Source organism: Pseudomonas segetis, from assembly GCF_900188155.1.
Classification (GTDB): domain Bacteria; phylum Pseudomonadota; class Gammaproteobacteria; order Pseudomonadales; family Pseudomonadaceae; genus Aquipseudomonas; species Aquipseudomonas segetis.
Genome location: NZ_FZOG01000002.1, coordinates 859,845 through 880,661, shown reverse-complemented (window position 1 = coordinate 880,661; position 20,817 = coordinate 859,845). Strand labels below are relative to the sequence as shown.

Genomic DNA, 20,817 nt, shown 5'->3' with positions numbered 1-20,817 from the left:
TTTGAGCGGCAATTGGTCTAAAGTAGTGGGCTGGTGACGGCGCCCCACCGTGCTCGTCTATAGTGTCTGAATTTTACGCTCGCCATGACAGCGGAGGTTGCGATGCGCTACAACGGAATATTGCTGGGCTTGGTACTGGGTTTGCTCGGTGCCTGTGATTCTTCTTCGGGAACAGCCCCAGCCCCGGTTGCCACGGCGCAAGCGCCTGATGCACCGGCCGTTGCCGCCAGCCCCGCGCAGCCCAAGCCGGCAATCGACCGAGAAGCGCTGGCCGAGCGCTACGCTGGTCGTGAGCTCAGTGTGATCGACGCCTCCGAAGTACAGCTTGACGGTGCCAGCGCGCTGTCGGTGAGCTTCTCCGTACCGCTTGATCCCGATCAGGATTTTGCCAAGCGCCTGCACCTGGTCGACACCAAGACCGGTAAGATCGACGGTGCATGGGAGCTGGCCGACAACTTGATGGAATTGCGCCTGCGCCATCTTGAACCCAAGCGCAAGTTGGTGCTGACGGTCGATGCCGGTGTGCGCGGCTTGAATGGCGCCACGCTTGGCGATGAAAGCATCACCCGCCTGACAACCCGGGACCTGCAAGCCAGCGTTGGCTTTGCCAGCCGCGGTTCGTTGCTGCCGACTCGCCTGGCCGAAGGGTTGCCGGTGATCGCCCTGAACGTCGACAAGGTCAATGTCGAATTCTTTCGCATCAAGCCTGAATCGCTGCCCGCGTTTCTCAGCCGCTGGGGGCGTAGCGCCAACCTCGACACCTGGGACGCGCAGTCGCTGTTGCCCATGGCTGATCTCGTCTACGGCGGGCGGTTTGACTTGAATCCTGCACGCAACACGCGTGAAACACTGGTGCTGCCAATCACCGGCCTTGAGCCGTTCAAGCAACCCGGGGTGTATCTGGCCGTGATGCGAGCGGCAGGCGGCTACAGCTACTCGCAACCCGCGACGCTGTTCACGCTCAGTGACATTGGCTTGTCAGCACACCGTTATCACAACCGCCTGGATGTATTCACCCAGGCGCTTGAGGGTGGGGAAGCGCAGGACGCAGTCGAGCTTGAGTTGCTCGATGCAAAAGGCAAGGTGCTGAGCACGGCAAAAACCGACAGCAAGGGCCACGCCCAGCTGCCGCTGACCAACAAGGCCGATGTGCTGCTGGCGCGCAAGGGGACACAAACCAGCCTGTTGCGCTTGAACAGTTCGGCGCTGGATCTGGCCGAGTTCGATATTGCCGGGCCCAAGGCGCACCCGTTGCAGTTCTTTGTCTTTGGCCCGCGTGACCTGTATCGCCCGGGTGAAACCGTATTGCTCAATGCGTTGCTGCGTGATGCCGATGGTCGGCCGCTTAAGTCGCAGCCGGTGAATGTCGAAGTGCGCCGCCCGGATGAGCAGGTCAGCCGCAAGTTCGTCTGGACTGGCGACGACTCAGGTTTTTATCAATATCAACTGCAGTTGGCCGAAGAGGCGCCAACCGGGCGCTGGCAACTGGTGCTGGATTTGGGCGATGGCTCGCCACAGCTGTATGAGTTTTCGGTCGAAGACTTTTTGCCTGAGCGCATGGCGCTTGAGCTGAAGGGCAGCGAACAACCGCTGGCGCCGCAACAGGACGCGCAATTTGCAGTGACAGGTCGCTACCTTTACGGCGCGCCGGCGGCGGGTAATCGCATCAGCGGTCAAGTCTATGTGCGGCCATTGCGTGAGGCCGTCAAGAACCTGCCCGGTTACCAGTTTGGTTCGGTGACCGAAGAACAGCTCGATCAGGATATCGAACTGGATGAGCAAAAGCTCGATCCGCAAGGCAAGGCGACGCTGGATGTGGAGTCGCGCTGGTCGGACATCAAGTCGCCCGTGCAATTGATTTTGCAAGCCAGCTTGCAGGAGTCTGGCGGGCGGCCCATTACCCGGCGCCTGATTCAGCCGGTATGGCCCGCCGAGCGTTTGCCCGCGGTGCGTGGCCTGTTCGAGGGTGACGAGGTTGATGCCGATAGCCAGGCTGAGTTTGAAGTGCTGGTGGCTGACCCCGATGGCAATAAGCTGGCAGCTGACCAACTGACGGTACGCCTGGTCCGTGAGCGCCGCGATTACTACTGGAACTTCTCCGACAACGACGGCTGGAGCTATCACTACAACGAGAAGTACCTCAACCTGAGTGAGGAAAACCTCAGTGTTGCGGCCGATGGCACCGCCAAAGTCAGCTTCCCGGTGGAGTGGGGGCCATATCGCGTTGAAGTGATCGATGGGCAAACCGGTATGTTGAGCAGCCTGCGTTTCTGGGCTGGCTATCGCTGGCAAGACAACGCCGATGGCGGCGCTGTGCGCCCGGATCAAGTCAAGCTGGCCCTGGACAAACCGGCGTACGCCGAGGGTGAGACCGCCAGGGTAACAGTCACTGCACCGGCAGCAGGCAAGGGCTATTTGATGGTCGAGTCGAGCGACGGGCCTTTGTGGTGGCAAGAAGTTGAAGTCCCAGCCGAGGGCAAGAGCTTCGATATACCAATCGCCAAGGACTGGGCACGCCATGACCTGTATGTCAGCGCATTGGTGATCCGCCCTGGTGAGCGGGCAAGCAATGCCACGCCCAAGCGTGCCGTGGGGCTGTTGCATCTACCGCTGCAGCGAGCCGAGCGCAAGTTGCAGCTGAGCCTCGAGGCACCGGCGAAAATGCGCCCGTTGCAACCCTTGAACATCAAGGTCAAGGTGCGTAACGCCGACGGCAGTATCCCCAAGCAAGCGAAAGTACTGGTGGCGGCCGTTGACTCAGGAATCCTGAGTATCACCGATTACGCAACGCCGGACCCCTTCGCTAACTTCTTCGGTCGTAAAGCCTATGGCGCCGACCAGCTGGACGTGTATGGCCAGTTGATCGAAGCCGGGCAAGGACGCCTTGCCAAGCTGGCATTCGGTGGCGACGCGGCGTTGGCGGCTGGCGGCAAGCGCCCGGATACCAGCGTGCTCATTGTCGCGCTGCAAGCCAAGCCCCTGAGCCTGGATGCGCAGGGCGAAGGCGTGGTCAGTCTGGATATTCCGGATTTCAACGGCGAGCTGCGGTTGATGGCGCAAGCCTGGAGCACGGATCATTTCGGCATGGCCGAGGCTAAAACCCTGGTTGCCGCGCCGCTGGTGGCCGAGCTGTCGGCGCCGCGCTTTATGGCTGGGGGTGACCAGACCACCTTGGCGCTCGACCTGACCAACCTCTCGGGGCAGGCGCAAAGTCTCAAGGTCAATGTCACCACCAGTGGCCAGCTACGCAGTGAGTACAGCGAGCAGTCGCTGCAACTCAAGGATGGGCAGCGCAATACCCTGCACATCCCGGTCAGGGCGCTTGGCGGTTATGGCCAGGGCCATATCAAGGTGGCCGTGCAAGGTCTGGAGGTACCCAATGAGGTGCTCGGGCCCTTTGCCCGCGATTGGGACTTGGGGATTCGTCCCGCTTACCCCGCGCAGGTCAAGCAGTATCGCAGCGTGATCAAGGATCAACCCTGGAGCCTGCCGGAAGGTGCGCTGGATGTGTTTGAGGCGGCTGGGCTTGAGGCGCGGCTGGCGGTTTCCAGTCGCCCGCCGCTCAACCTGGGTGAGCAGATTCGCGCGCTCAAGGCGTACCCCTACGGTTGCCTGGAACAAACCACCAGCGGCTTGTATCCGTCGCTCTATGCCGATGCCAGCATACTCAAGCGTCTGGGCATCACTGGCGAGCCGGCACAGCAGCGCAAACGCTCGATCGAACTGGGGATCGAGCGCTTGCTGAGCATGCAGCGCTACAACGGCAGTTTCGGCTTGTGGGGCGCGGACAGCCCGGAAGAATACTGGCTGACTGCTTATGTGACTGATTTTCTGCTGCGTGCCCGCGAACAAGGTTTTGCGGTACCGGCCGAGGCGCTTAAAAAGGCCAATGAGCGGCTGTTGCGCTATGTACAGGAACGTAATCTGGTTGATGTCGATTACAGCCAGAATGTCGAACACAGCCGGTTTGCCGTGCAAGCCTATGCGGGCTACGTGCTTGCGCGCAGCCAGCAAGCTCCCCTGGGCGCCTTGCGTAGCCTGTATGAGCGTCGTGGCGATTCGCGCTCTGGCTTGCCACTGGTGCAATTGTCGATTGCCTTGGCGAAGATGGGCGACCAGCCCCGCGCTGACACAGCATTGGCCGAAGGCCTGGCACGGCAGCGTGCGGCCAACACCTGGCTGGCGGATTACGGCAGCCCTCTGCGCGATGATGCCTTGATCCTGTCGCTGCTGGAGGAGAACAACCTGGCGGCGAGTAACCGTGAACAGCGCTTGTTCAAGTTGGCCGATGAGGTGGCAAGTCATCAGTGGTTGTCGACCCAGGAACGCAATGCGTTGTATCTGGCCGGGCGCAACCTGCTGAGCAAACCCGAGCCTGACTGGAGTGCGGCCTTGCGCAGCGGCGACTTCAGCTTTGACCTGAGCAATCAGCAGTCCGGTATCAAGCTCGATGGCACTGAGCTTGCCGCGCCATTGACCATCAGTCATCAAGGCGATGATGCGTTGTACCAGCAACTGAGTATTTCCGGTTACCCGGCACAGGCACCGGCCGCTGGAGGTACGAACCTGAGCATTGAGCGTGATTACCTGGGCATGGATGGCAGGCCCCTGGATGTCACTGATCTGCAAAGTGGTGAATTGGTGCTGGTGCACCTGACTGTGCGCGCTACAGAGCAGCGAGTGCCGGATGCCCTGGTGGTGGATCTGCTGCCTGCCGGGCTGGAGCTGGAAAATCAGAACCTGGCGCAAAGCGCGGCAAGCCTGGATGACGCCAGCCGCCAGGTGAAGGATTGGCGCGATTCGATGCAGAACGCAGGTATCAAGCATCAGGAGTTTCGTGCCGATCGCTATGTGGCTGCATTGAATGTAAGCCGTTACCAGAGCAGTCATTTGCTCTATCTGGCGCGGGCTGTTACGCCGGGAAGCTACCGTGTGCCACCGCCGCAGGTTGAGTCGATGTATCGACCCAGCTGGCAGGCTTTGGGGCATGCCCCGGCGCGCATGGTGGTCAAGCCGCGTTGATCGACTGGCAGCCCGTGGCTAGCTGCTGCGGGCTGCAACACAGCGCGTTGAGGGCTCGTCCCTTCGGGGCGCAACAACGGCAACGACCGTCGCACGAACGACTGCCGCAGCAACGGCTGCCACAGCAACGACTGGCGTACTAAAGTGCGTTCAGCCTAAAGGATTTGAGCGGCTTTTCGACAGGATATGGCTGGTGCAGTAGTTGCTCAGCGGTGCTCAGGTAATCAAGCCGCTCAGCAGCCACAGGCCCAGGAAAGCCCAGATCAAACCTGCGATAATGCCAGCCCGCATAAAGGCGCGAACCGCTTTGTAGAGCATTAGCAAACCAATGATCAGGACCAGAACACTGAGGATGGACGGGGTAATGCCAAGGGTTTTCGACATGCCATTGATAAAGCCTCCAATGGCACCACCAAATGCGTTGAAAAAGCCGCTGAGGGCATCGACTATAAACTTGACCACGGCGCCAAATGCCTGGCCGAGTGACTCAAAAAAACCTGCTACCTGCATCGTGTTATTCCCTTCAATTCCGGGCTCATCATACCCGAGCCTGAGCAGCCTGCCTTGCTCACAATAACCGCCAGTGTGCCATTCATTCGCCTTTGCTGCTGGCGTATTGGTCTGCAAAGAGCAGTGCCGGGTTCCCCTTGCGCCGTGAAATATTCGCTGTACAGGGGATGGCTTTGACCGCGCCAATGCTCGCCAGGCGTTGGCGGCTGCCCATGCGTTGGCGGCTGCTGGTTGTGATGCCAGTGGTGCTTGTCGCCGGTTTATTGATACTCGACAGGGTGTTTCCCTTGCCGATGCCCGGTGATGACCAGGCGCGGGTGGTGTTGGCCGAGGATGGCACGCCGCTGTGGCGTTTCGCAGATGCCGAAGGTGTATGGCGCTACCCTGTCACCATCGACCAGGTTTCGCCCTATTACCTGCAAGCGCTGCTGACCTATGAAGATCGTTGGTTCTACCAGCACCCGGGCATCAACCCGCTGGCGGTGCTGCGTGCGGGTTGGCAGAATCTTAGCGGTGGGCGGGTGGTTTCAGGCGGCAGTACCTTGTCGATGCAAGTGGCTCGGTTGCTTGATCCGCACTCGCGCAGCCTGGCGGGCAAGCTCAAGCAAGTCTGGCGCACGGTGCAGCTTGAGTGGCATTTGTCGAAGGCGCAGATCCTCACGCTGTACCTCAATCGTGCGCCTTTTGGCGGCACCTTGCAGGGGGTTGCAGCAGCGAGCTGGGCATACCTGGGGAAGCCTCCCAGCCAGTTGACCCGTGCTGAAGCCGCGTTGCTCGCGGTGCTGCCCCAGGCGCCGAGTCGCCTTCGGCCTGATCGCCATCCGCAGCGGGCGCAAGCCGCGCGAGACAAAGTCCTGCAGCGTCTTGCTGCCTTCGATGTATGGCCGCAATCGGCGGTTAATGACGCGCTCGAGGAGCCGGTATTGCTGGCGCCCAGACAAGCACCTCGGCTGGCGCCGCTGTTGGCCCGCCGCTTGAATACGCCGGGCAGCCCACCGTTGATTCACACCACTATCGATGCGGCCCTCCAGCGCCGCCTTGAAGACCTGCTGGTGGGTTGGAAGGCCCGGTTACCCGCACATACATCGGCGGCGATACTGGTGGCCGAGCTGCCAAACATGGCGGTGCGCGCCTATCTTGGCTCGGTCGACCTGGCGGACAGCCAGCGTTTTGGCCATGTGGACATGGTCAGGGCAACGCGTTCACCGGGCTCTACGCTTAAGCCCTTTTTGTATGGCATGGCCCTGGATGCGGGGCTGATCCACTCTGAGTCGTTGTTGCAAGATGTACCGCGTCGCTACGGTGATTACCGGCCGGGTAATTTCGCCGCTAACTTCAGTGGCCCAGTGTCGGCCAGTTCAGCCCTGGCGCTGTCGCTGAATCTGCCAGCAGTACAGCTGCTTGAAGCCTACGGGCCTAAACGCTTTGCCGGAGAACTGCGCAGCGCGGGCGTGCCCCTGGCATTGCCGCCATTGGCCGAGCCTAACCTGTCGTTGATTTTGGGCGGTGCGGGCAGTCGGCTTGAAGAGCTGGTCAGTGGCTACAGTGCTTTTGCCCGTGGTGGAAAAGTCGCGCGGCTGCGTTACCAGCCTCAAGCACCTTTGTATGAGCGGCGCCTGTTGTCACCAGGGGCCGCCTGGATCATTCGGAAAATACTCAGCGGTCAGGCGCGGCCCAGTACCGACCCCCATGCAGAGCTGGTGCAACGGCCAACCCTGGCGTGGAAAACAGGCACCAGCTACGGTTTTCGCGATGCCTGGGCAATAGGCGTGGCGCCGCGCTATGTGATCGGGGTATGGATTGGCCGCCCCGACGGTACGCCCGTGGCGGGTCAGTTTGGATTGGCATCTGCGGCGCCGCTGTTGCTGCAGGTGCATGACCTGCTGGTCAATCGCGACAGCCAGCGCGGTATTGCCCTGCCACGTGATCGGCAACCTGCCAGCGTTGGCGTCGCGGCGATTTGCTGGCCGCTGGGGCAGCCACTCGACAGCAAAAGCGATAATTGCAGGCGCCAGCGGTTTGCCTGGACCTTGGACGGCACCACGCCGCCCACCCTGCAAGCCCAAGACCAGCCACTGGGCCTTGGCCTGCTTGAGCGCGTATGGCTGAATTCGCAGCAGTTGCGTGTCGACGCCAGTTGCCCCGGTGCCACCGCGCGTGATGTGGCCCTGTGGCCCGCACCGCTTGAACCCTGGCTGCCGCGCCGGGAGCGTCGAGCCGCACGCTTGCCCGCGCCGGACGAGACATGTGCGCCACAGGCCGCACCTAACACAGCGCCACTTTCGATTGTGGGCGTGCGTGATGGCGATCGTTTGCGCCAGCCGGCAACCAGTGACCGGGCGTTGCGTATTGAGCTGACTGCGTTGGGCGGCAACGGTCGGCGCTGGTGGTTTCTGGAGGGCAGGCAGGTTGCTGAAACCGCAGCCGATGAGCGCTTTGTCCATGTTTTCAAGCGTACCGGCGAGTTCCAGTTGAGCGTGCTGGATGAGAGCGGGCAGACGGCGTTGCTGCACTTCAGTGTTTTACCCTAGGGCTGGAGGATACAGTGCACTGTACAGCCTGAATTTTCCCTGACTGTACTGCTCTTGTTGCTCTCGGCAGTGTTTAGATAGAGGCTTTGCAAGCGCGAGCCCGGAGTACGCCGATGACGCCCAAAGACGTGTTTTTTGCCCTGTTGGTGATCCTGGTCTGGGGGCTCAACTTTGTGGTGATCAAGGTCGGCTTGCATGGTGTGCCACCGATGCTGCTCGGCGCCTTGCGTTTCACCTTGGCGGCCATTCCGGCGATATTCTTTATCAAGCGGCCCAACTTGCCGCTGCGCTGGTTGATTGCCTACGGCATGACGATTTCGTTCGGTCAGTTCGCCTTCCTGTTTTCTGCCATGTCGGTCGGTATGCCGGCGGGGCTCGCCTCCCTGATCTTGCAGTCCCAGGCATTCTTCACCCTGATGTTCGCCGCCCTGGTGCTTGGCGAGCGGGTGCGGACCAGCAATATCATGGGGTTGGTGGTGGCGGCAGCAGGTTTGTTGCTGATTGGCATGCAAAGTGGCGCGGGTATGACCTTGGCCGGGTTCGGGCTGACGATTTGCGCCGCGGTTATGTGGGCCATGGGCAACATCATCACCAAGAAGGTTGGCCAGATAAACCTCGTCAGCCTGGTTGTATGGGGCAGCCTGGTTCCGCCGCTGCCATTTCTGGCGATGTCGCTACTATTTGAGGGCCCGGCGCAAATCGAGACATCGCTGCGCAATATCAGCCTGTCGTCGATCATGGCCATTGTCTACCTGGCGTTTATCGCAACCATCCTTGGCTACGGCTTGTGGAGCCGCTTGATGTCCCGTTATCCGGCCAGCCAGATCGCGCCCTTCTCGATGCTGGTGCCGGTTATCGGCTTGAGCTCATCGGCGTTGCTGCTCAATGAACAGTTGAGCCAGCTGCAAATGCTGGGTGCGCTGCTGGTGATGGCCGGATTGCTGATCAATGTATTTGGCGGCCGGGTATACGGGCGGCTGGTCGCGCCCCAATCCTGAGCAGGTCGCACCTGCCGATTGCGTCTTCTGACCGGCCTTTACTTGGCGCTGGCGAGCGCACTGCTTTACTCTTATGCCATCACATGGATGTCAGAGATGACTGGACCGGGATAAATGGCGGCCCAGTCATTGCGTTTGGCATCATTTTGGGCGCTCGAATAAAGGCGTCGAACTGACCAGGATCAGGGGCATAAGATGTCGTTATCTTCGCGTTTCAAGCAGTTTTTTCATTGTCTGTTGATGTTTTCGGTACTCAGCGTCCCGGCGGCATATGCAGCAAAACCTGTGGTTGTTTCGTCGAAGATCGATACCGAGGGCGCAGTCCTTGGGCAGTTGATCGCACAAACCCTCGAACGCGGCGGCGTGCCGGTTAGCCTGCGTCTGCAGCTTGGTGCCACCAGCATAGTGCGCAAGGCGCTTATCGCCGGCGAAATTGATATCTACCCCGAATACACCGGCAATGGCGCCTTCTTCTTCAATCGTGCAGACAGTGATGTCTGGAAGGACCCGAGCAAAGCCTACAACACGGTCAAGGAGCTTGACCTGGCTGCCAACCAGCTGGTTTGGTTGCCGCCAGCCAATGCCAATAACACCTGGGCGATGAGCGTGCGCGGTGACCTGGCCCGCGAACATAACCTGGTGACACTCGATGACCTGGCCAAGTACCTGAAGCAGGGCGGAGACTTCAAGTTCGCCGCCAGTGCCGAGTTTGTCGACTCGCCAACCGCCTTGCCAGCCTTCCAGAAAGCCTATGGTTTTAGTCTCAAGGCCGATCAGCTCGTGGTGCTTTCAGGAGGCAATACTGCCGCCACCTTACGGGCCGCCGCGCTGCAAACCAACGGTGTAAATGCCGCCATGAGCTACGGCACTGACGGCGGCTTGAGTGCGCTTGATCTGGTTGCATTGACCGACAGCAAAGGTGTGCAACCGGTGTATCAGCCTGCGCCTTTGGTGCGTGCCGATGTGCTCAAGGATTATCCGCAGATTGAAACCCTGCTGGCGCCTGTATTCGCGGCGCTGGATGAAAAAGTCCTGCAAAAGCTCAACGCCGATGTGGCGGTCAATGGGGCAGATCCACAAGCGGTGGCGCGTAACTTCCTGGATGGCCTCGCTGATTGATGACAAGTGAGCCCAATCGCGTTGTCCTGACCCTGGCGTTGCTGGCGCTGTTGATCGTCTGCCTGGGCGACTTTGCCAGTGTACAGGCCAATCGAATTGTCCCGGGGCAGGGGCTGGGCTTGCTGGCCGGTCTGGGTTGGCCCTGGATGACAGGGATTGTGGTCGGCTTGCTCGGCTTGGCGGGCCTGGCCCTGCGGCCGACAGGCAGGCGCTATGGGCTGATGCTGGGCCTTAGTGGCGCCTTGCTGATCCAGCTTCCGGTGGCGCTCGCCTGGTTTATCCAGCAGCACATCAGTGCCGAGCAGCCATACGCGCGGGTGGGCTTGGCGGCCAGCTGCTGGAGCCTGTTGTTCATTGGTGCGCTGTTGCTGGTTGAGTTGCAGCAGCGCGTTGTCGCTGGGCGGCACTGGGTCAAGTTGATCCTGGTGCTGTTGTTCGGTGTCAGCTGGCTGTTGATTGGCACGGGCGCCTTGGCACCTCTGGCCTTGCTGCGTGAGTACAGCAGCCGCAGCTCGACCTTCTGGCAATTGCTTTACGGGCACCTGAGCCTGGTAGGCGGCGCATTGCTGGCGAGTTTGTTGATTGGCTTGCTGGTGGCCTGGCTGATCCTGCGCGTTCAGCCTTTGCAGCGTCCGGTATTTGCCCTGCTCAATTTTTTTCAAACCATCCCGAGCCTGGCCTTGTTTGGCTTGCTTATCGCGCCACTGAGCTATTTGTCCGCGCATTCGCCCCTGCTGCAGCAGCTCAATGTGCGCGGTATCGGCTGGGCCCCGGCGTTGCTGGCCTTGATTGCCTACAGCCTGCTACCTGTGGTGCGTAATACCTGTGTGGCCTTGCAAGGCGTTGCCGCCGATGTGATCGAGTCGGCGCGCGGCATGGGCATGAGCGGTTGGCAGGTCTTCACCCAGGTGCAACTGCCGCTGGCATTGCCGGTGATTATCGAGGGGGTTCGCATTACCACTATCCAGGCGATTGGTCTCACCGCGGTCGCGGCGCTGATCGGGGCCAGTGGCTTTGGCAGCTTTATTTTCCAGGGGCTGGGGCAGGGCGCGATGGATCTGGTATTGCTCGGCGCTTTGCCGACCATTGTCCTGGCGCTGCTGGCGGATGCCTTGTTCAGTAGCCTGGCGTCATGGGCCAGGGCGGGAGTGCAAAGATGAGTGATGCTGCCATGATCGAGTTACGCAATGTCAGCCGCCAGTTTGGCGATATTACTGCGGTCGACAAACTGTCGCTGCGTATTGAAAAAGGTGAAATCTGCGTTTTTATCGGCACTTCCGGCTGCGGCAAATCAACTACCTTGCGCTTGCTCAACAAGTTGATCGACTGCTCCAGCGGCGAGATATGGGTCGATGGTGAGGATGTTGCCAGCCTCGACAGCAAGCTGCTGCGCCGGCGCATGGGCTACGCGATCCAAAGCACAGGCTTGTTCCCTCACTGGACGGTGGAGCGCAATATCGGAGTTGTTCCACGATTGCTGGGTTGGCCGGCTGACAGGATTGATGCGCGGGTTCGAGAGCTGCTTGAGTTGCTTTCGCTGCCCTACGCAACCTTTGTGCATAAGTTTCCCAGCCAGCTTTCCGGTGGCCAGGCCCAGCGTGTGGGTGTTGCTCGCGCGTTGGCGGCCGACCCGGATATCCTGTTGATGGACGAGCCCTTCGGCGCGCTCGATCCCATCACCCGTGAGGCCTTGCAAAACGAGCTGCTGAGAATCCAGTCGCATATCCACAAGACCATAGTCTTTGTCACCCACGACATTGACGAGGCCTTGCGCCTGGCAACGCGGATCGTGGTGATGGACAAAGGCCGAATTGTCCAGCACGACACGCCGGAAAACCTGCTGAACAATCCGGTCAACAGCTTTGTCGAGGACCTGCTTGGCCAAGGTGAACGCGGTCTCAAGCGTGCCAGCCTGGAACGGGTCGAGGACTTTATGCTGCCCCTTGGCGCAGCAGGCCTGCCAAGCCTGTCCATTGAAGCCGGCAGCAGCTTGCGCCAGGCCCTGTCGCTGATGCTGTGGCAGCGCGCCGATCTGTTGTGTGTGCGTGATCAGGCACAGGTGCCGCTGGGCATTTTGCCGATCAGTGCATTGCTGCAAAGCAAAAGCTCATGATCGCCATCATCAAGTATTGGCGGGGGCCGCTTTTCTGGTTGGCATTACTGTTACTCGCCGTATTTTGCATGGGCCAGTTCGAGTTCCTGTTCCGCCAGTTGACGCCCGACGCGGCCGAGGTGATTTATCACCGTGAAAGCTTCGCTCAATTGCTCCTCAACCACTTGCTGGTTGTTGCCGTGGCCGCATGCCTGGCGATCATTATCGGGGTTCTGGCCGGGGTAGTTGTTACGCGCAGCTGGGGACGGGACTTTTTACCCCTGGTCAGCCAGGTCGCATCCATTGGCCAAACCTTTCCGCCGGTTGCCGTGCTGGCGTTGTCAGTGCCGTTACTTGGTTTTGGTGACCTGCCGACTATTTTCGCGCTGATGCTTTATGGCTTGTTGCCGGTGTTGCGCAATACCCTGGCGGGGTTGCAAGGGGTTGCGGGTTCTACCCTGGAAGCGGCTCGGGGGATTGGCATGTCGCCATTGCAGGTATTGCTCCAGGTTGAACTGGCGCTGGCCAGCCCCGTGATCCTGGCCGGTATCCGCACCTCTGTAACCATTACCATCGCCACGGCGGCGATTGGCTCGACCATTGGCGCCAGCACGCTGGGCAACCCGGTGATTGCCGGCCTGGTCAACGGTAATACAGCTTATGTATTGCAGGGCGCTGTGCTGATTGGCTTGCTGGCCGTTTGCGTCGACAGCACCTTCGAGCGCATCCAGCATGGGCTTGCCCTGCGTTACGGTGGTTGAGCCTGTCCTCAGCGCAGAATCAACAGAGGGCAGAGGCTTGAGGCGATCAGCTGGCTGGTCGTGCTGCCGAGCAGGAACTGGCGAATGCGTGAGTGGCCATAAGCGCCCATCACCAGCAGGTCGATTTTCTGCTGCAACTGGTAGGTACGAATTGAAGGCTCTACGTCCGCTTCACGCCAGGCAATGCTGACCTCGCTGGCCGAGGGCCTGATGACCTCGGCGGCCTCTTCGAGCAGGGCCTGGCAGGCAGCGCGGTCGCTGCCAACCATCAATAAATGGCAGTGCAGCCCTTGCAGCAGCGGGCTGTCTGCGACTCTCTGCAAGGCCTTGCGCGCAGTGAAGCTGCCGTCATAGGCGAACAGGTAGTTCTGCGGTGCAAGGAAGTCTCCGCACGTTACCAGGGCCGGGCATTGCAACGTGCGAATGACGGGTTCCAGCTGGCTGCCTACATGCTCTGCGATGTTGTCGTTGGTGGTGCTGTGGCGGCCGATGACCAGCAAGCGAATGCTTTCTTCCAGGGCAACGAGGCTTTCCACCAGGCTACCGTGTCGCTGGCGGGTCAGTGGCGACTCAATACCCGCCTGAATGGCACGTTGTTGCGCCGCCTCGAGCATCTGCTGGCTTTGCTCCAGCGCTCGCTTGCTGTGTTGCTGATCCACGCTGGCAAGTTCTTCAAGCAAGTGCTCGCGAGTGCCAAGACCGATGATGCCGCTCAGGTCACTGCGTTGCGGGTACTGGGTCTTGTCCAGAACATGCAACAGGGTCAGTGAAGTTTGCAGGCGCTGGCTTGCCCACACAGCGTAATCACAAACAGCAGGGGCGGTGGTCGAACCATCAATGCAGGCGAGTACTTCTGGCATGGGCATTCCTTATCGATATACGAAGTGTCTCAGTGACCTATCAAGGTGTCTGCCGCCTCGGGCTTATCGTGTACGCCGAACCGGTCGACAATAGTGGCACTGGCTTCATTCAAGCCTAGCACCATGACCTCAGTGCCCTCGCGGCGTAGCTTGAGCACCACTTTATCCAGCGCCGCCACCGCAGTGATGTCCCAGAAGTGAGCGCGGGTCAGGTCAATGGTGACCTTCTCGATCGCTTCCTTGAAGTCAAAGGCATCGGTGAACTTGCTCGATGAAGAGAAGAATACCTGGCCGATGACTGAGTAGGTACGGTGTGTGCCGGCTGCATCCATCTCGGATTCAATGTACAGGAAATGGCCAATCTTGTTGGCGAAGAACATGGCCGCCAGCAGCACGCCGACAAGAACCCCGTAGGCGAGGTTATGGGTGAAGACCACAACGGTCACCGTGGCCAGCATGACGATGTTGGTCGACAGCGGGTAGTGCTTGAGATTGCGAATCGAGTCCCAGCTAAAGGTGCCTATGGAAACCATGATCATCACCGCAACCAAGGCAGCCATGGGGATCTTGCTCACCCAGTCGCTGAGGAACACCACCATGATCAGCAGCACCACACCGGCAATCAACGTCGACAAACGTCCGCGCCCACCGGATTTAACATTAATCACCGATTGGCCGATCATTGCGCAGCCGGCCATGCCGCCGAGCAGGCTGGAGGCAATATTGGCCACGCCCTGGCCCTTGCATTCGCGGTTCTTGTCGCTGCTGGTATCGGTCAGGTCGTCGACAATGGTTGCGGTCATCATCGACTCCAGCAAGCCCACCACAGCCATGGCGGCCGAGTAAGGGAAAATGATCGCCAAGGTGTCGAAGTTCAGCGGCACATCGGGCCAGAGGAAGATTGGCAGGGTGTCGGGCAGTTCACCCATGTCACCCACGGTTCGGATGTCCAGGCCCAGGGCAATGGCGACAGCGGTCAAGGACAAGATGCACACCAGCGGGGAAGGAATAACCTTGCCTACGACCGGTACATAGGGAAACAGGTAGATGATGCCCAAGCCCGCTGCGGTCATTGCATATACATGCCAGGTGACGTTTGTCAGTTCGGGCAACTGCGCCATGAATATCAGGATCGCCAGGGCGTTGACAAAACCAGTCACCACCGAGCGCGAGACAAAACGCATCAATGAACCCAGCTTGAGATACCCCGCTCCGATTTGCAGCACGCCACAGAGCAAGGAGGCTGCCAGCAGGTATTGCAGGCCGTGATCCTTGACCAGGGTGACCATGAGCAATGCCATGGCGCCAGTGGCCGCGGAAATCATGCCTGGACGACCGCCGACAAAAGCAATCACCACCGCGATACAGAACGAGGCGTACAGGCCGACCTTGGGGTCGACGCCGGCGATGATCGAGAAGGCAATCGCCTCGGGAATCAGCGCCAGCGCCACCACCAACCCGGCGAGAATGTCGCCGCGTAGATTGAACAGCCAGGTATTTTTCAGTGTTTGCAGCATGAGCGTTTCCAATAAGGCGAATGTCCGCCGGCTGTTATGCCGCGCGCGAATTTTTGATAGTAAAGCTGGGTTACCCATTCTTATGGGTGCAGGTTAAAACTTTTGATGCACCCTGCAGGCACCTGGAAAAGGCGCACCGAGTGCGGTGCCGGATGTGATTTGGCCGGCAAAATAACACAGGAGCCTCGTAAAATCAGGGCTCTCCTCCAGCCTGGCAGGAGGCCTAGCCGCGTCGGATCAGCCAGATTCCGGCAACAATCAACAACAACCCGCCGATTTTTCCGGCGCTGATAGGTGCTTCCTTGAAACCGGCCCAACCAAAGTGATCCAGGGTTACCGCCATCGTCAATTGCCCGGCAATCACCAGCGCCATGAACAACACGGCGCCTACCCTTGGCCCTGCAAATGCAGCGGTCGCAATAAACATTACGCCGAGCATGCCGCCACACCAGTGCCACCATGTCAGCCCTTTGAGTGCGCCAAGCGAGGGGACTTCGCGTTGTGCCAATACAAGCAGCAGCAACGCCGTGGTGCCCACTGCGAAGGAAATCAGTGACGCCGCCAGTACGCTCGACACCTGTTTGGCTAATTGACCATTGATACCCGCCTGTAACGGCAGGCAGGCGCCTGCGATAAAGGGCAGGGCGAGTAACCACCAGATCGGTGCGGGCATGGATGATGTCCTTGGGTGAGGCAGGGGCGCCGTATTATGCCGCAAACCCGCCACTGCCTACAGACCCAAAGTTTCATGCCGGACCCGACATGCAATGAATTGGGCAATCCAATAACAATAAAGGCTGGATAATTAAAGTTGTAAGGGCTATAGCTTAATAGGCGAGTGGTTAATTGTGGGGCGAATGTATATAACTTTGTGACTAGTCGTTCGTTAGTAGTTTCTCGCTGTTGGGAGAGGGTTATATAAACTGTTAATACCAAGATACGGGTTGTTGTGAATGGGTTATTGGACTTTTATAAGTCACGGGTTGTCTGGGGTTTGAAGTACTAAAGCCCTGAGATGTACAACACTTATAGAGGGACTTTGATCATGAATAATTCCACAATAATTAAAACAAGTAGTGCACTCGCGCTGATACTAATGATTTCGCTCTCTGCGGGTTGCAGCAGTGGCGGTGGTGGTTCGAAAAGTGTTGTAGATGGCAGTGCATCCGACCCAGCCACCGTTGACAACGGCACAGGCAACGGCGGTGGAACTGGTAATGGCGGAGGTACCGGCAATGGTGGCGGAACAGGTAACGGCGGTGGTGGCGATGGCACAGGTAATCCACCGGTGGTGACTAATCCAGATCCCGATCCAGATCCGGGCACCGATCCTGGTGCAGGCCAGACGCCCCTGGTGACTGGCGATGTTGTGGATAACCTTGGCAACACCACCGGGGCTGTTGGCGATGGTTTAACTGATCTGGGTGATCAGATTTCCAACACGCCAATTGCAGGCAGCACGGACTTGACCTCGGGCGTAGGTGGCTTGGTTTCATCAACAGGTGCGGCGGTCAACAGCATCAGCGACGGTTTAAGCGATGGCCTGGGCCAACTCGGTACGGACAGCAACTCGGTAGGTATTACCGTGGCAGGCGTGGGCAATGCGGTGGGCGATCTCGGCACAGGTGTCTCCAGCGTGGGGAACTCGCTGCAGCTTGTCGGTGACAGCGCCGCGATCCAGAAAGTACCGCTGGTGGGTGGCGTCGTCAGTAAAGTCGGTGGCGTTGTCGATGGCGTGGGTGAGCGTGTGACCATGCTGGGTGACACCTTGAGTATTGCCAGCACCACTGGGCCTTTGGGCCAGGTGACCGATCAGCTTGGTTCAAAAGTGTTGGTGCCTGTGGTGAGCATTGTCGAGGGCACAACACAAACCCTCGGCACTGCGACCGGGTTGGGTGATCCTGTATTCGGTGTGGTTGCCAAGGTGGGCGATACCCTCGGTGGGCTGGGTGACAAAGCGGGTGGCGTCGGTGGCGGTAACGCATTGACCACAACAGTGGGTGGTGTATTGAAAGGGGTTGGCGGCACTGCTGGTGCAGCAGGTGGCTACGTCAAGCCTGATGGCGAAGGCACCACAGGCCTGCCTTTGGCGGTTGGTGGACTGAACAGTCTGGTGGCAACCACAAGTGGTGTAACCAGTGGTCTGGCTGAGAAAACCAAACTCAGCGGCCCCGTTGCCGGCTTGCTCGAAACCACAGGTGGGGCGGTGCAGTCGCTTAGCCAGGGCATCAATATCGGCAGCGGCAACGGCATTGTCGGCGGCGCAGCCGGTAACGGTGGGGCGCTTGGCGGGACTGTTGCCTCGCTTGGTTCCTTGGTCGGTGGCACCGGCCAGCCCAACACCAATTCTGGCCTGACCGCACCATTGACTGTAGCGGGTGCGGCGCTGGGCAAGGTTGTGACTCCGGTGGTAGGTGGGGTCAGCAGCGTAACCCAGCAAGTCGGGGCTGCTACCAAGCTTGATACTCCGGTCAACGCTGCGCTGAACCAGGTGGGTGGCGTGGTGAGCGGTCTTGGAACCCAGGTTGCGGCGGCGAGCAACAACCCGGTGATCAAGCAAGTGGGTAATACCGTGAACACTGTTGGCCAGACTGTTGGCGCCCTGGGAGGCTTGGTCAAAGGTGCCACAACAGGAACTGGTTCAACCGGTGGACTGGGCGGTTTGCTGGGAGGTTTAGGTGCGGGTGTCGCTGCTAACGGTGGAGCAAGTGGTGGTCTGACTGGTGGCCTGCTCAACCGGAAATAGTTGACAGCCTTAGGCGCTGAGCCCTCTCCCTGGGGTTCAGCGTCATTTTTGTTTGTGTGGTTTCAAACGTGTCAGTAGTTTGGTCATGGAGTGTCCTATGCGCGCTTTGTTAGTCCCTGCTTTACTGAGCCTTTCGTGCTCTCAATTGGCCTTGGCAGCACAACAGTTGCCAAGTTATCTCAATAGCAATGATGTCGAACGAAATTTACCGACGCCCAACCTTCCGGTCGACGCCTATCGACCGAGTACTCCCGAGCTGCAGGTGCCTGAACCCCAGCCATCGCAGCTGCAGATGGGCTCCAAGGTCATGGTCAGGAATATCCAGGTTGCCGGCGGCAGCGTTTATTCCCTGAATGACGTGGCGGCGATCTTTCAACCCCTGGTGGGTCGTGAAGCCAGTATCGGCGAATTGATCAGCGCAACTCGCAGCATTACCCAGCGCTATCAGGATGATGGCTACTTATTGTCCTATGCCTACCTGCCGCCACAGTCTTTCAACGAAGGCGTGGTGCGTGTCGTGCTGGTCGAGGGCTATGTAAAGAACTACCAGCTGAGTGGCGACATTGGCGCTGTGTCCAACTACGTGCGCAAGTTGCTGGATAAGATTCAGGGTGAGCGGCCGCTGACTCGCAAGACGTTTGAGCGCTACACCACGCTGTTGACAATGATCCCGGGTGTCTCTGTCGGTGCTCAGGTTCCGCCGCCAGGCACCACCGATGGCGCCACCACCTTGATCGCGCAAGCATCGCGTAAGCCATGGACATCAAGCATGAACTTGAGCGATAGCAGCCGGGATGATATCCAGGCGATATTGTCGGGCAGCAGCAATGCCCAGACCGCAATGGCCGAGCAAATCACCGTCAGCGGCTTGTTTCCGCCTGGAGAGGACGAAGAGCGCTACTACCGCCTCGATTACAGCCAGTTTCTCGGCAGCGAAGGCACTCAGCTAAGCCTCTATGGCTCGACCTACAAGAGCGAGCCCCATGATCGTCTGCGCCTGGATAATGGCATAGAGCTGACCCGCAAGCGCCAGAACGACCGCTACTCAATTGGCTTATCCCATCCGTTGATTGCGGCGCCTGATCAGCTATGGACAGCCGGTGCGCGCCTGTATGCGGTCAACGACCAGAGCCAGTTCGATGTGGTGGGGTTTCCGCTGAGTATCGATAACGACACTGATATCCGGGTGCTGGGCCTGGAAACAGACTGGCGCCAAGCCGATAGCCAGCGCTTGCGCATCCTCAGTGCCGGCCTCTACCAAGGCATCGATGGCATGGGTGCGAACACGGACAACACGCTTTATGACCTGGACTTCCTGCGACTGCGTTTGTCCGGCGTGCAAAGTGACCAGTATTGGGCGAACTGGCAGGGCGTGATCTCGGCGGCTGTGTACTGGACCGATGACAACCTGCCGGATGCCGAAACCGTCGTACTTGGCGCGCAAAACTTTGGTCGTGGTTACCCCAGTGACCAGGCTTCCGGCGACAAGGGGTGGGGCGCGTCGTACGAGCTCAACTACAGTTACCGGCGCGAGAGCGAATGGTTGCGGCTGTTGCAGCCCTACATCGCGGTCGATGCGGCGCGCAGCTGGTACAACGACTCACCACTGCCGACCTCGCAGCTCTCCTCGGCGGCGCTTGGCCTGCGCTTCGGTGATGCGCGTTACTACAACATCTCTGTGGAGGCGGCAAAACCTATGTCTGACGTCGCCCTGGACAGCAACAACCGGCGTCCACGCCTGACCTTCAGTTTTAGCTACCAACTTTGAGTCAGTGCAGGACGAACACCGCTGGGCAGGGTGTGCGCCGCTTGTCCGCCACGGATCGGCGGGTAGCCATGTTTCGTGGTGTAAATGGCGGACAGAAAAACGCTGTCCGTCCTACGGGATAAATATCTTCCGTAGGGTGTGACAACGCGCAGCTTGTCTGCCACGGGTCGGCGGGTAGCCATGTTTCGTGGTGTAAATGGCGGACAGAAAAACGCTGTCCGTCCTACGGGATAAATATCTTCCGTAGGGTGTGACAACGCGCAGCTTGTCTGCCACGGGTCGGCGGGTAGTCATGTTTCGCGGTGTAAATGGCGGACAGAAAAACGCTGTCCGCCCTACGGGGTGAATATCATCCGTAGGGTGCGACAACGCGCAGCTTGTCCACCATGACCGGGCTAGGTGCTCGACTGAGACATAAAAAAAGCTCCCGGCCACTAAGGGCGGGGAGCGCGTGGAGTTAAAGCGAGCCGACGCTCAGTAGCGTGCGGCCTGCACCGGCATGGGCGGCAGCAGTCGGTGCAGGATCTCGAGCAGTCGGGTGTGGTAAATCGGTTTCTTGAAAAAATCGATCACATTCATCCCCAGTACGTCAGCCACTTCATCTGCTTCGGCGTGACCTGAGGTAACGATAATCGGCAAGTGTTGGCGCGAACAATGCTCGCGCATGTGCTGAATCAGTTGTGCACCGTTTTCTTCCGGCATGCGCAAGTCGGTGATCACCAGCCCAATGTACGGATGGTGGGTCAGTTGCTCGAGGGCCTTGTGCACCGATATTGCGGTGTGGCAGCAATAGCCCTCCAGCTCCAACAGCTCTGCCAGCTCCAGCAGAATATCCTCTTCATCATCGACCAACAGCAGCTCGTGGCGCTCGCTGGATTGATGCTGCATGGCCT

At 59.4% G+C, this 20,817-nt stretch carries 15 protein-coding genes; 9 read left to right on the top strand and 6 right to left on the bottom strand.

All coding sequences use genetic code 11. The annotated features are described in order from the left end of the window. The first annotated feature begins 102 nt into the window (after window positions 1–102). Window positions 103–5,022 (top strand): alpha-2-macroglobulin family protein, encoded by a 4,920-nt coding sequence (locus CHB79_RS09945; RefSeq protein ID WP_089359743.1) that lies wholly within the window; start codon window positions 103–105, stop codon window positions 5,020–5,022. A 216-nt stretch (window positions 5,023–5,238) separates the two neighbouring features. Here CHB79_RS09945 and CHB79_RS09940 read toward each other — a convergent pair whose 3' ends face one another. Further along, a complete protein-coding gene (locus tag CHB79_RS09940) occupies window positions 5,239–5,532 on the bottom strand; it encodes a hypothetical protein (protein WP_010490572.1) in 294 nt (97 codons plus the stop codon). An 82-nt stretch (window positions 5,533–5,614) separates the two neighbouring features. Continuing rightward, window positions 5,615–5,746, bottom strand: coding sequence for a hypothetical protein (locus CHB79_RS22300; RefSeq protein WP_281254630.1), 132 nt, complete (start codon window positions 5,744–5,746; stop codon window positions 5,615–5,617). Here CHB79_RS22300 and pbpC point away from each other — a divergent pair. The 6 genes from pbpC (at window position 5,745) to CHB79_RS09910 (ending at window position 13,033) form a co-directional block, all read left to right on the top strand. After that, window positions 5,745–8,063, top strand: a complete 2,319-nt coding sequence (pbpC, locus tag CHB79_RS09935; protein WP_089359742.1) for a peptidoglycan glycosyltransferase PbpC — start codon at window positions 5,745–5,747, stop codon at window positions 8,061–8,063. The two genes, CHB79_RS22300 and pbpC, sit on opposite strands and share 2 nt — an antisense overlap. Before the next feature lie 113 nt (window positions 8,064–8,176). Next, a complete protein-coding gene (locus tag CHB79_RS09930; protein WP_089359741.1) occupies window positions 8,177–9,061 on the top strand; it encodes an EamA family transporter in 885 nt (294 codons plus the stop codon). 195 nt (window positions 9,062–9,256) lie between these two features. Next, window positions 9,257–10,180: a glycine betaine ABC transporter substrate-binding protein OsmF gene (gene osmF, locus CHB79_RS09925; RefSeq protein ID WP_141133423.1), complete on the top strand. Its 924-nt coding sequence runs from the start codon at window positions 9,257–9,259 to the stop codon at window positions 10,178–10,180. Next, window positions 10,180–11,340 (top strand): ABC transporter permease, encoded by a 1,161-nt coding sequence (locus CHB79_RS09920; protein ID WP_089359740.1) that lies wholly within the window; start codon window positions 10,180–10,182, stop codon window positions 11,338–11,340. The genes osmF and CHB79_RS09920 overlap by 1 nt, the downstream gene beginning before the upstream one ends. Then, complete coding sequence (locus tag CHB79_RS09915) at window positions 11,337–12,293, top strand: ABC transporter ATP-binding protein (protein WP_217898856.1); 957 nt, start codon at window positions 11,337–11,339, stop codon at window positions 12,291–12,293. The genes CHB79_RS09920 and CHB79_RS09915 overlap by 4 nt, the downstream gene beginning before the upstream one ends. Beyond that, on the top strand, window positions 12,290–13,033 hold the full coding sequence (locus tag CHB79_RS09910; protein WP_342744816.1) for an ABC transporter permease: 744 nt from the start codon (window positions 12,290–12,292) through the stop codon (window positions 13,031–13,033). The genes CHB79_RS09915 and CHB79_RS09910 overlap by 4 nt, the downstream gene beginning before the upstream one ends. 8 nt (window positions 13,034–13,041) lie before the next feature. Here the strand turns inward: CHB79_RS09910 and CHB79_RS09905 are convergent, their stop codons facing one another. The 3 genes from CHB79_RS09905 to CHB79_RS09895 form a co-directional block, all read right to left on the bottom strand. Continuing rightward, window positions 13,042–13,893, bottom strand: coding sequence for a universal stress protein (locus tag CHB79_RS09905; RefSeq protein WP_010490588.1), 852 nt, complete (start codon window positions 13,891–13,893; stop codon window positions 13,042–13,044). A gap of 29 nt (window positions 13,894–13,922) precedes the next feature. Further along, window positions 13,923–15,410: a SulP family inorganic anion transporter gene (locus CHB79_RS09900; RefSeq protein ID WP_089359739.1), complete on the bottom strand. Its 1,488-nt coding sequence runs from the start codon at window positions 15,408–15,410 to the stop codon at window positions 13,923–13,925. A gap of 223 nt (window positions 15,411–15,633) precedes the next feature. Continuing rightward, window positions 15,634–16,083, bottom strand: a complete 450-nt coding sequence (locus tag CHB79_RS09895) for a DMT family transporter (protein ID WP_089359738.1) — start codon at window positions 16,081–16,083, stop codon at window positions 15,634–15,636. 423 nt (window positions 16,084–16,506) lie between these two features. Between CHB79_RS09895 and CHB79_RS09890 the strand changes: the two genes are divergently transcribed. Beyond that, entirely contained in the window at window positions 16,507–18,156 is a 1,650-nt protein-coding gene (locus CHB79_RS09890; protein WP_245851420.1) for a collagen-like triple helix repeat-containing protein, read from the top strand. Between the two features lie 97 nt (window positions 18,157–18,253). Next, on the top strand, window positions 18,254–19,924 hold the full coding sequence (locus CHB79_RS09885; protein ID WP_010490595.1) for a ShlB/FhaC/HecB family hemolysin secretion/activation protein: 1,671 nt from the start codon (window positions 18,254–18,256) through the stop codon (window positions 19,922–19,924). A 474-nt stretch (window positions 19,925–20,398) separates the two neighbouring features. Here CHB79_RS09885 and CHB79_RS09880 read toward each other — a convergent pair whose 3' ends face one another. After that, the gene (locus CHB79_RS09880) at window positions 20,399–20,812 is read right to left on the bottom strand and encodes a response regulator (protein WP_089359736.1); all 414 of its coding nucleotides are present in this window, start codon (window positions 20,810–20,812) and stop codon (window positions 20,399–20,401) included. Window positions 20,813–20,817: the final 5 nt, after the last annotated feature.

Excerpts from the sequence above, each read along its gene's own strand:
- CHB79_RS09880 (WP_089359736.1), bottom strand. The coding sequence starts at position 20,812 with ATGCAGCATCAATCCAGCGAGCGCCACGAGCTGCTGTTGGTCGATGAT.
- CHB79_RS09885 (WP_010490595.1), top strand. The coding sequence starts at position 18,254 with ATGCGCGCTTTGTTAGTCCCTGCTTTACTGAGCCTTTCGTGCTCTCAA.
- osmF (WP_141133423.1), top strand. The coding sequence starts at position 9,257 with ATGTCGTTATCTTCGCGTTTCAAGCAGTTTTTTCATTGTCTGTTGATG.
- CHB79_RS09890 (WP_245851420.1), top strand. The coding sequence starts at position 16,507 with ATGATTTCGCTCTCTGCGGGTTGCAGCAGTGGCGGTGGTGGTTCGAAA.
- CHB79_RS09910 (WP_342744816.1), top strand. The coding sequence starts at position 12,290 with ATGATCGCCATCATCAAGTATTGGCGGGGGCCGCTTTTCTGGTTGGCA.
- CHB79_RS09900 (WP_089359739.1), bottom strand. The coding sequence starts at position 15,410 with ATGCTGCAAACACTGAAAAATACCTGGCTGTTCAATCTACGCGGCGAC.
- CHB79_RS22300 (WP_281254630.1), bottom strand. The coding sequence starts at position 5,746 with ATGGGCAGCCGCCAACGCCTGGCGAGCATTGGCGCGGTCAAAGCCATC.
- CHB79_RS09945 (WP_089359743.1), top strand. The coding sequence starts at position 103 with ATGCGCTACAACGGAATATTGCTGGGCTTGGTACTGGGTTTGCTCGGT.
- CHB79_RS09915 (WP_217898856.1), top strand. The coding sequence starts at position 11,337 with ATGAGTGATGCTGCCATGATCGAGTTACGCAATGTCAGCCGCCAGTTT.
- CHB79_RS09920 (WP_089359740.1), top strand. The coding sequence starts at position 10,180 with ATGACAAGTGAGCCCAATCGCGTTGTCCTGACCCTGGCGTTGCTGGCG.
- CHB79_RS09940 (WP_010490572.1), bottom strand. The coding sequence starts at position 5,532 with ATGCAGGTAGCAGGTTTTTTTGAGTCACTCGGCCAGGCATTTGGCGCC.
- pbpC (WP_089359742.1), top strand. The coding sequence starts at position 5,745 with ATGCGTTGGCGGCTGCTGGTTGTGATGCCAGTGGTGCTTGTCGCCGGT.
- CHB79_RS09895 (WP_089359738.1), bottom strand. The coding sequence starts at position 16,083 with ATGCCCGCACCGATCTGGTGGTTACTCGCCCTGCCCTTTATCGCAGGC.
- CHB79_RS09930 (WP_089359741.1), top strand. The coding sequence starts at position 8,177 with ATGACGCCCAAAGACGTGTTTTTTGCCCTGTTGGTGATCCTGGTCTGG.
- CHB79_RS09905 (WP_010490588.1), bottom strand. The coding sequence starts at position 13,893 with ATGCCAGAAGTACTCGCCTGCATTGATGGTTCGACCACCGCCCCTGCT.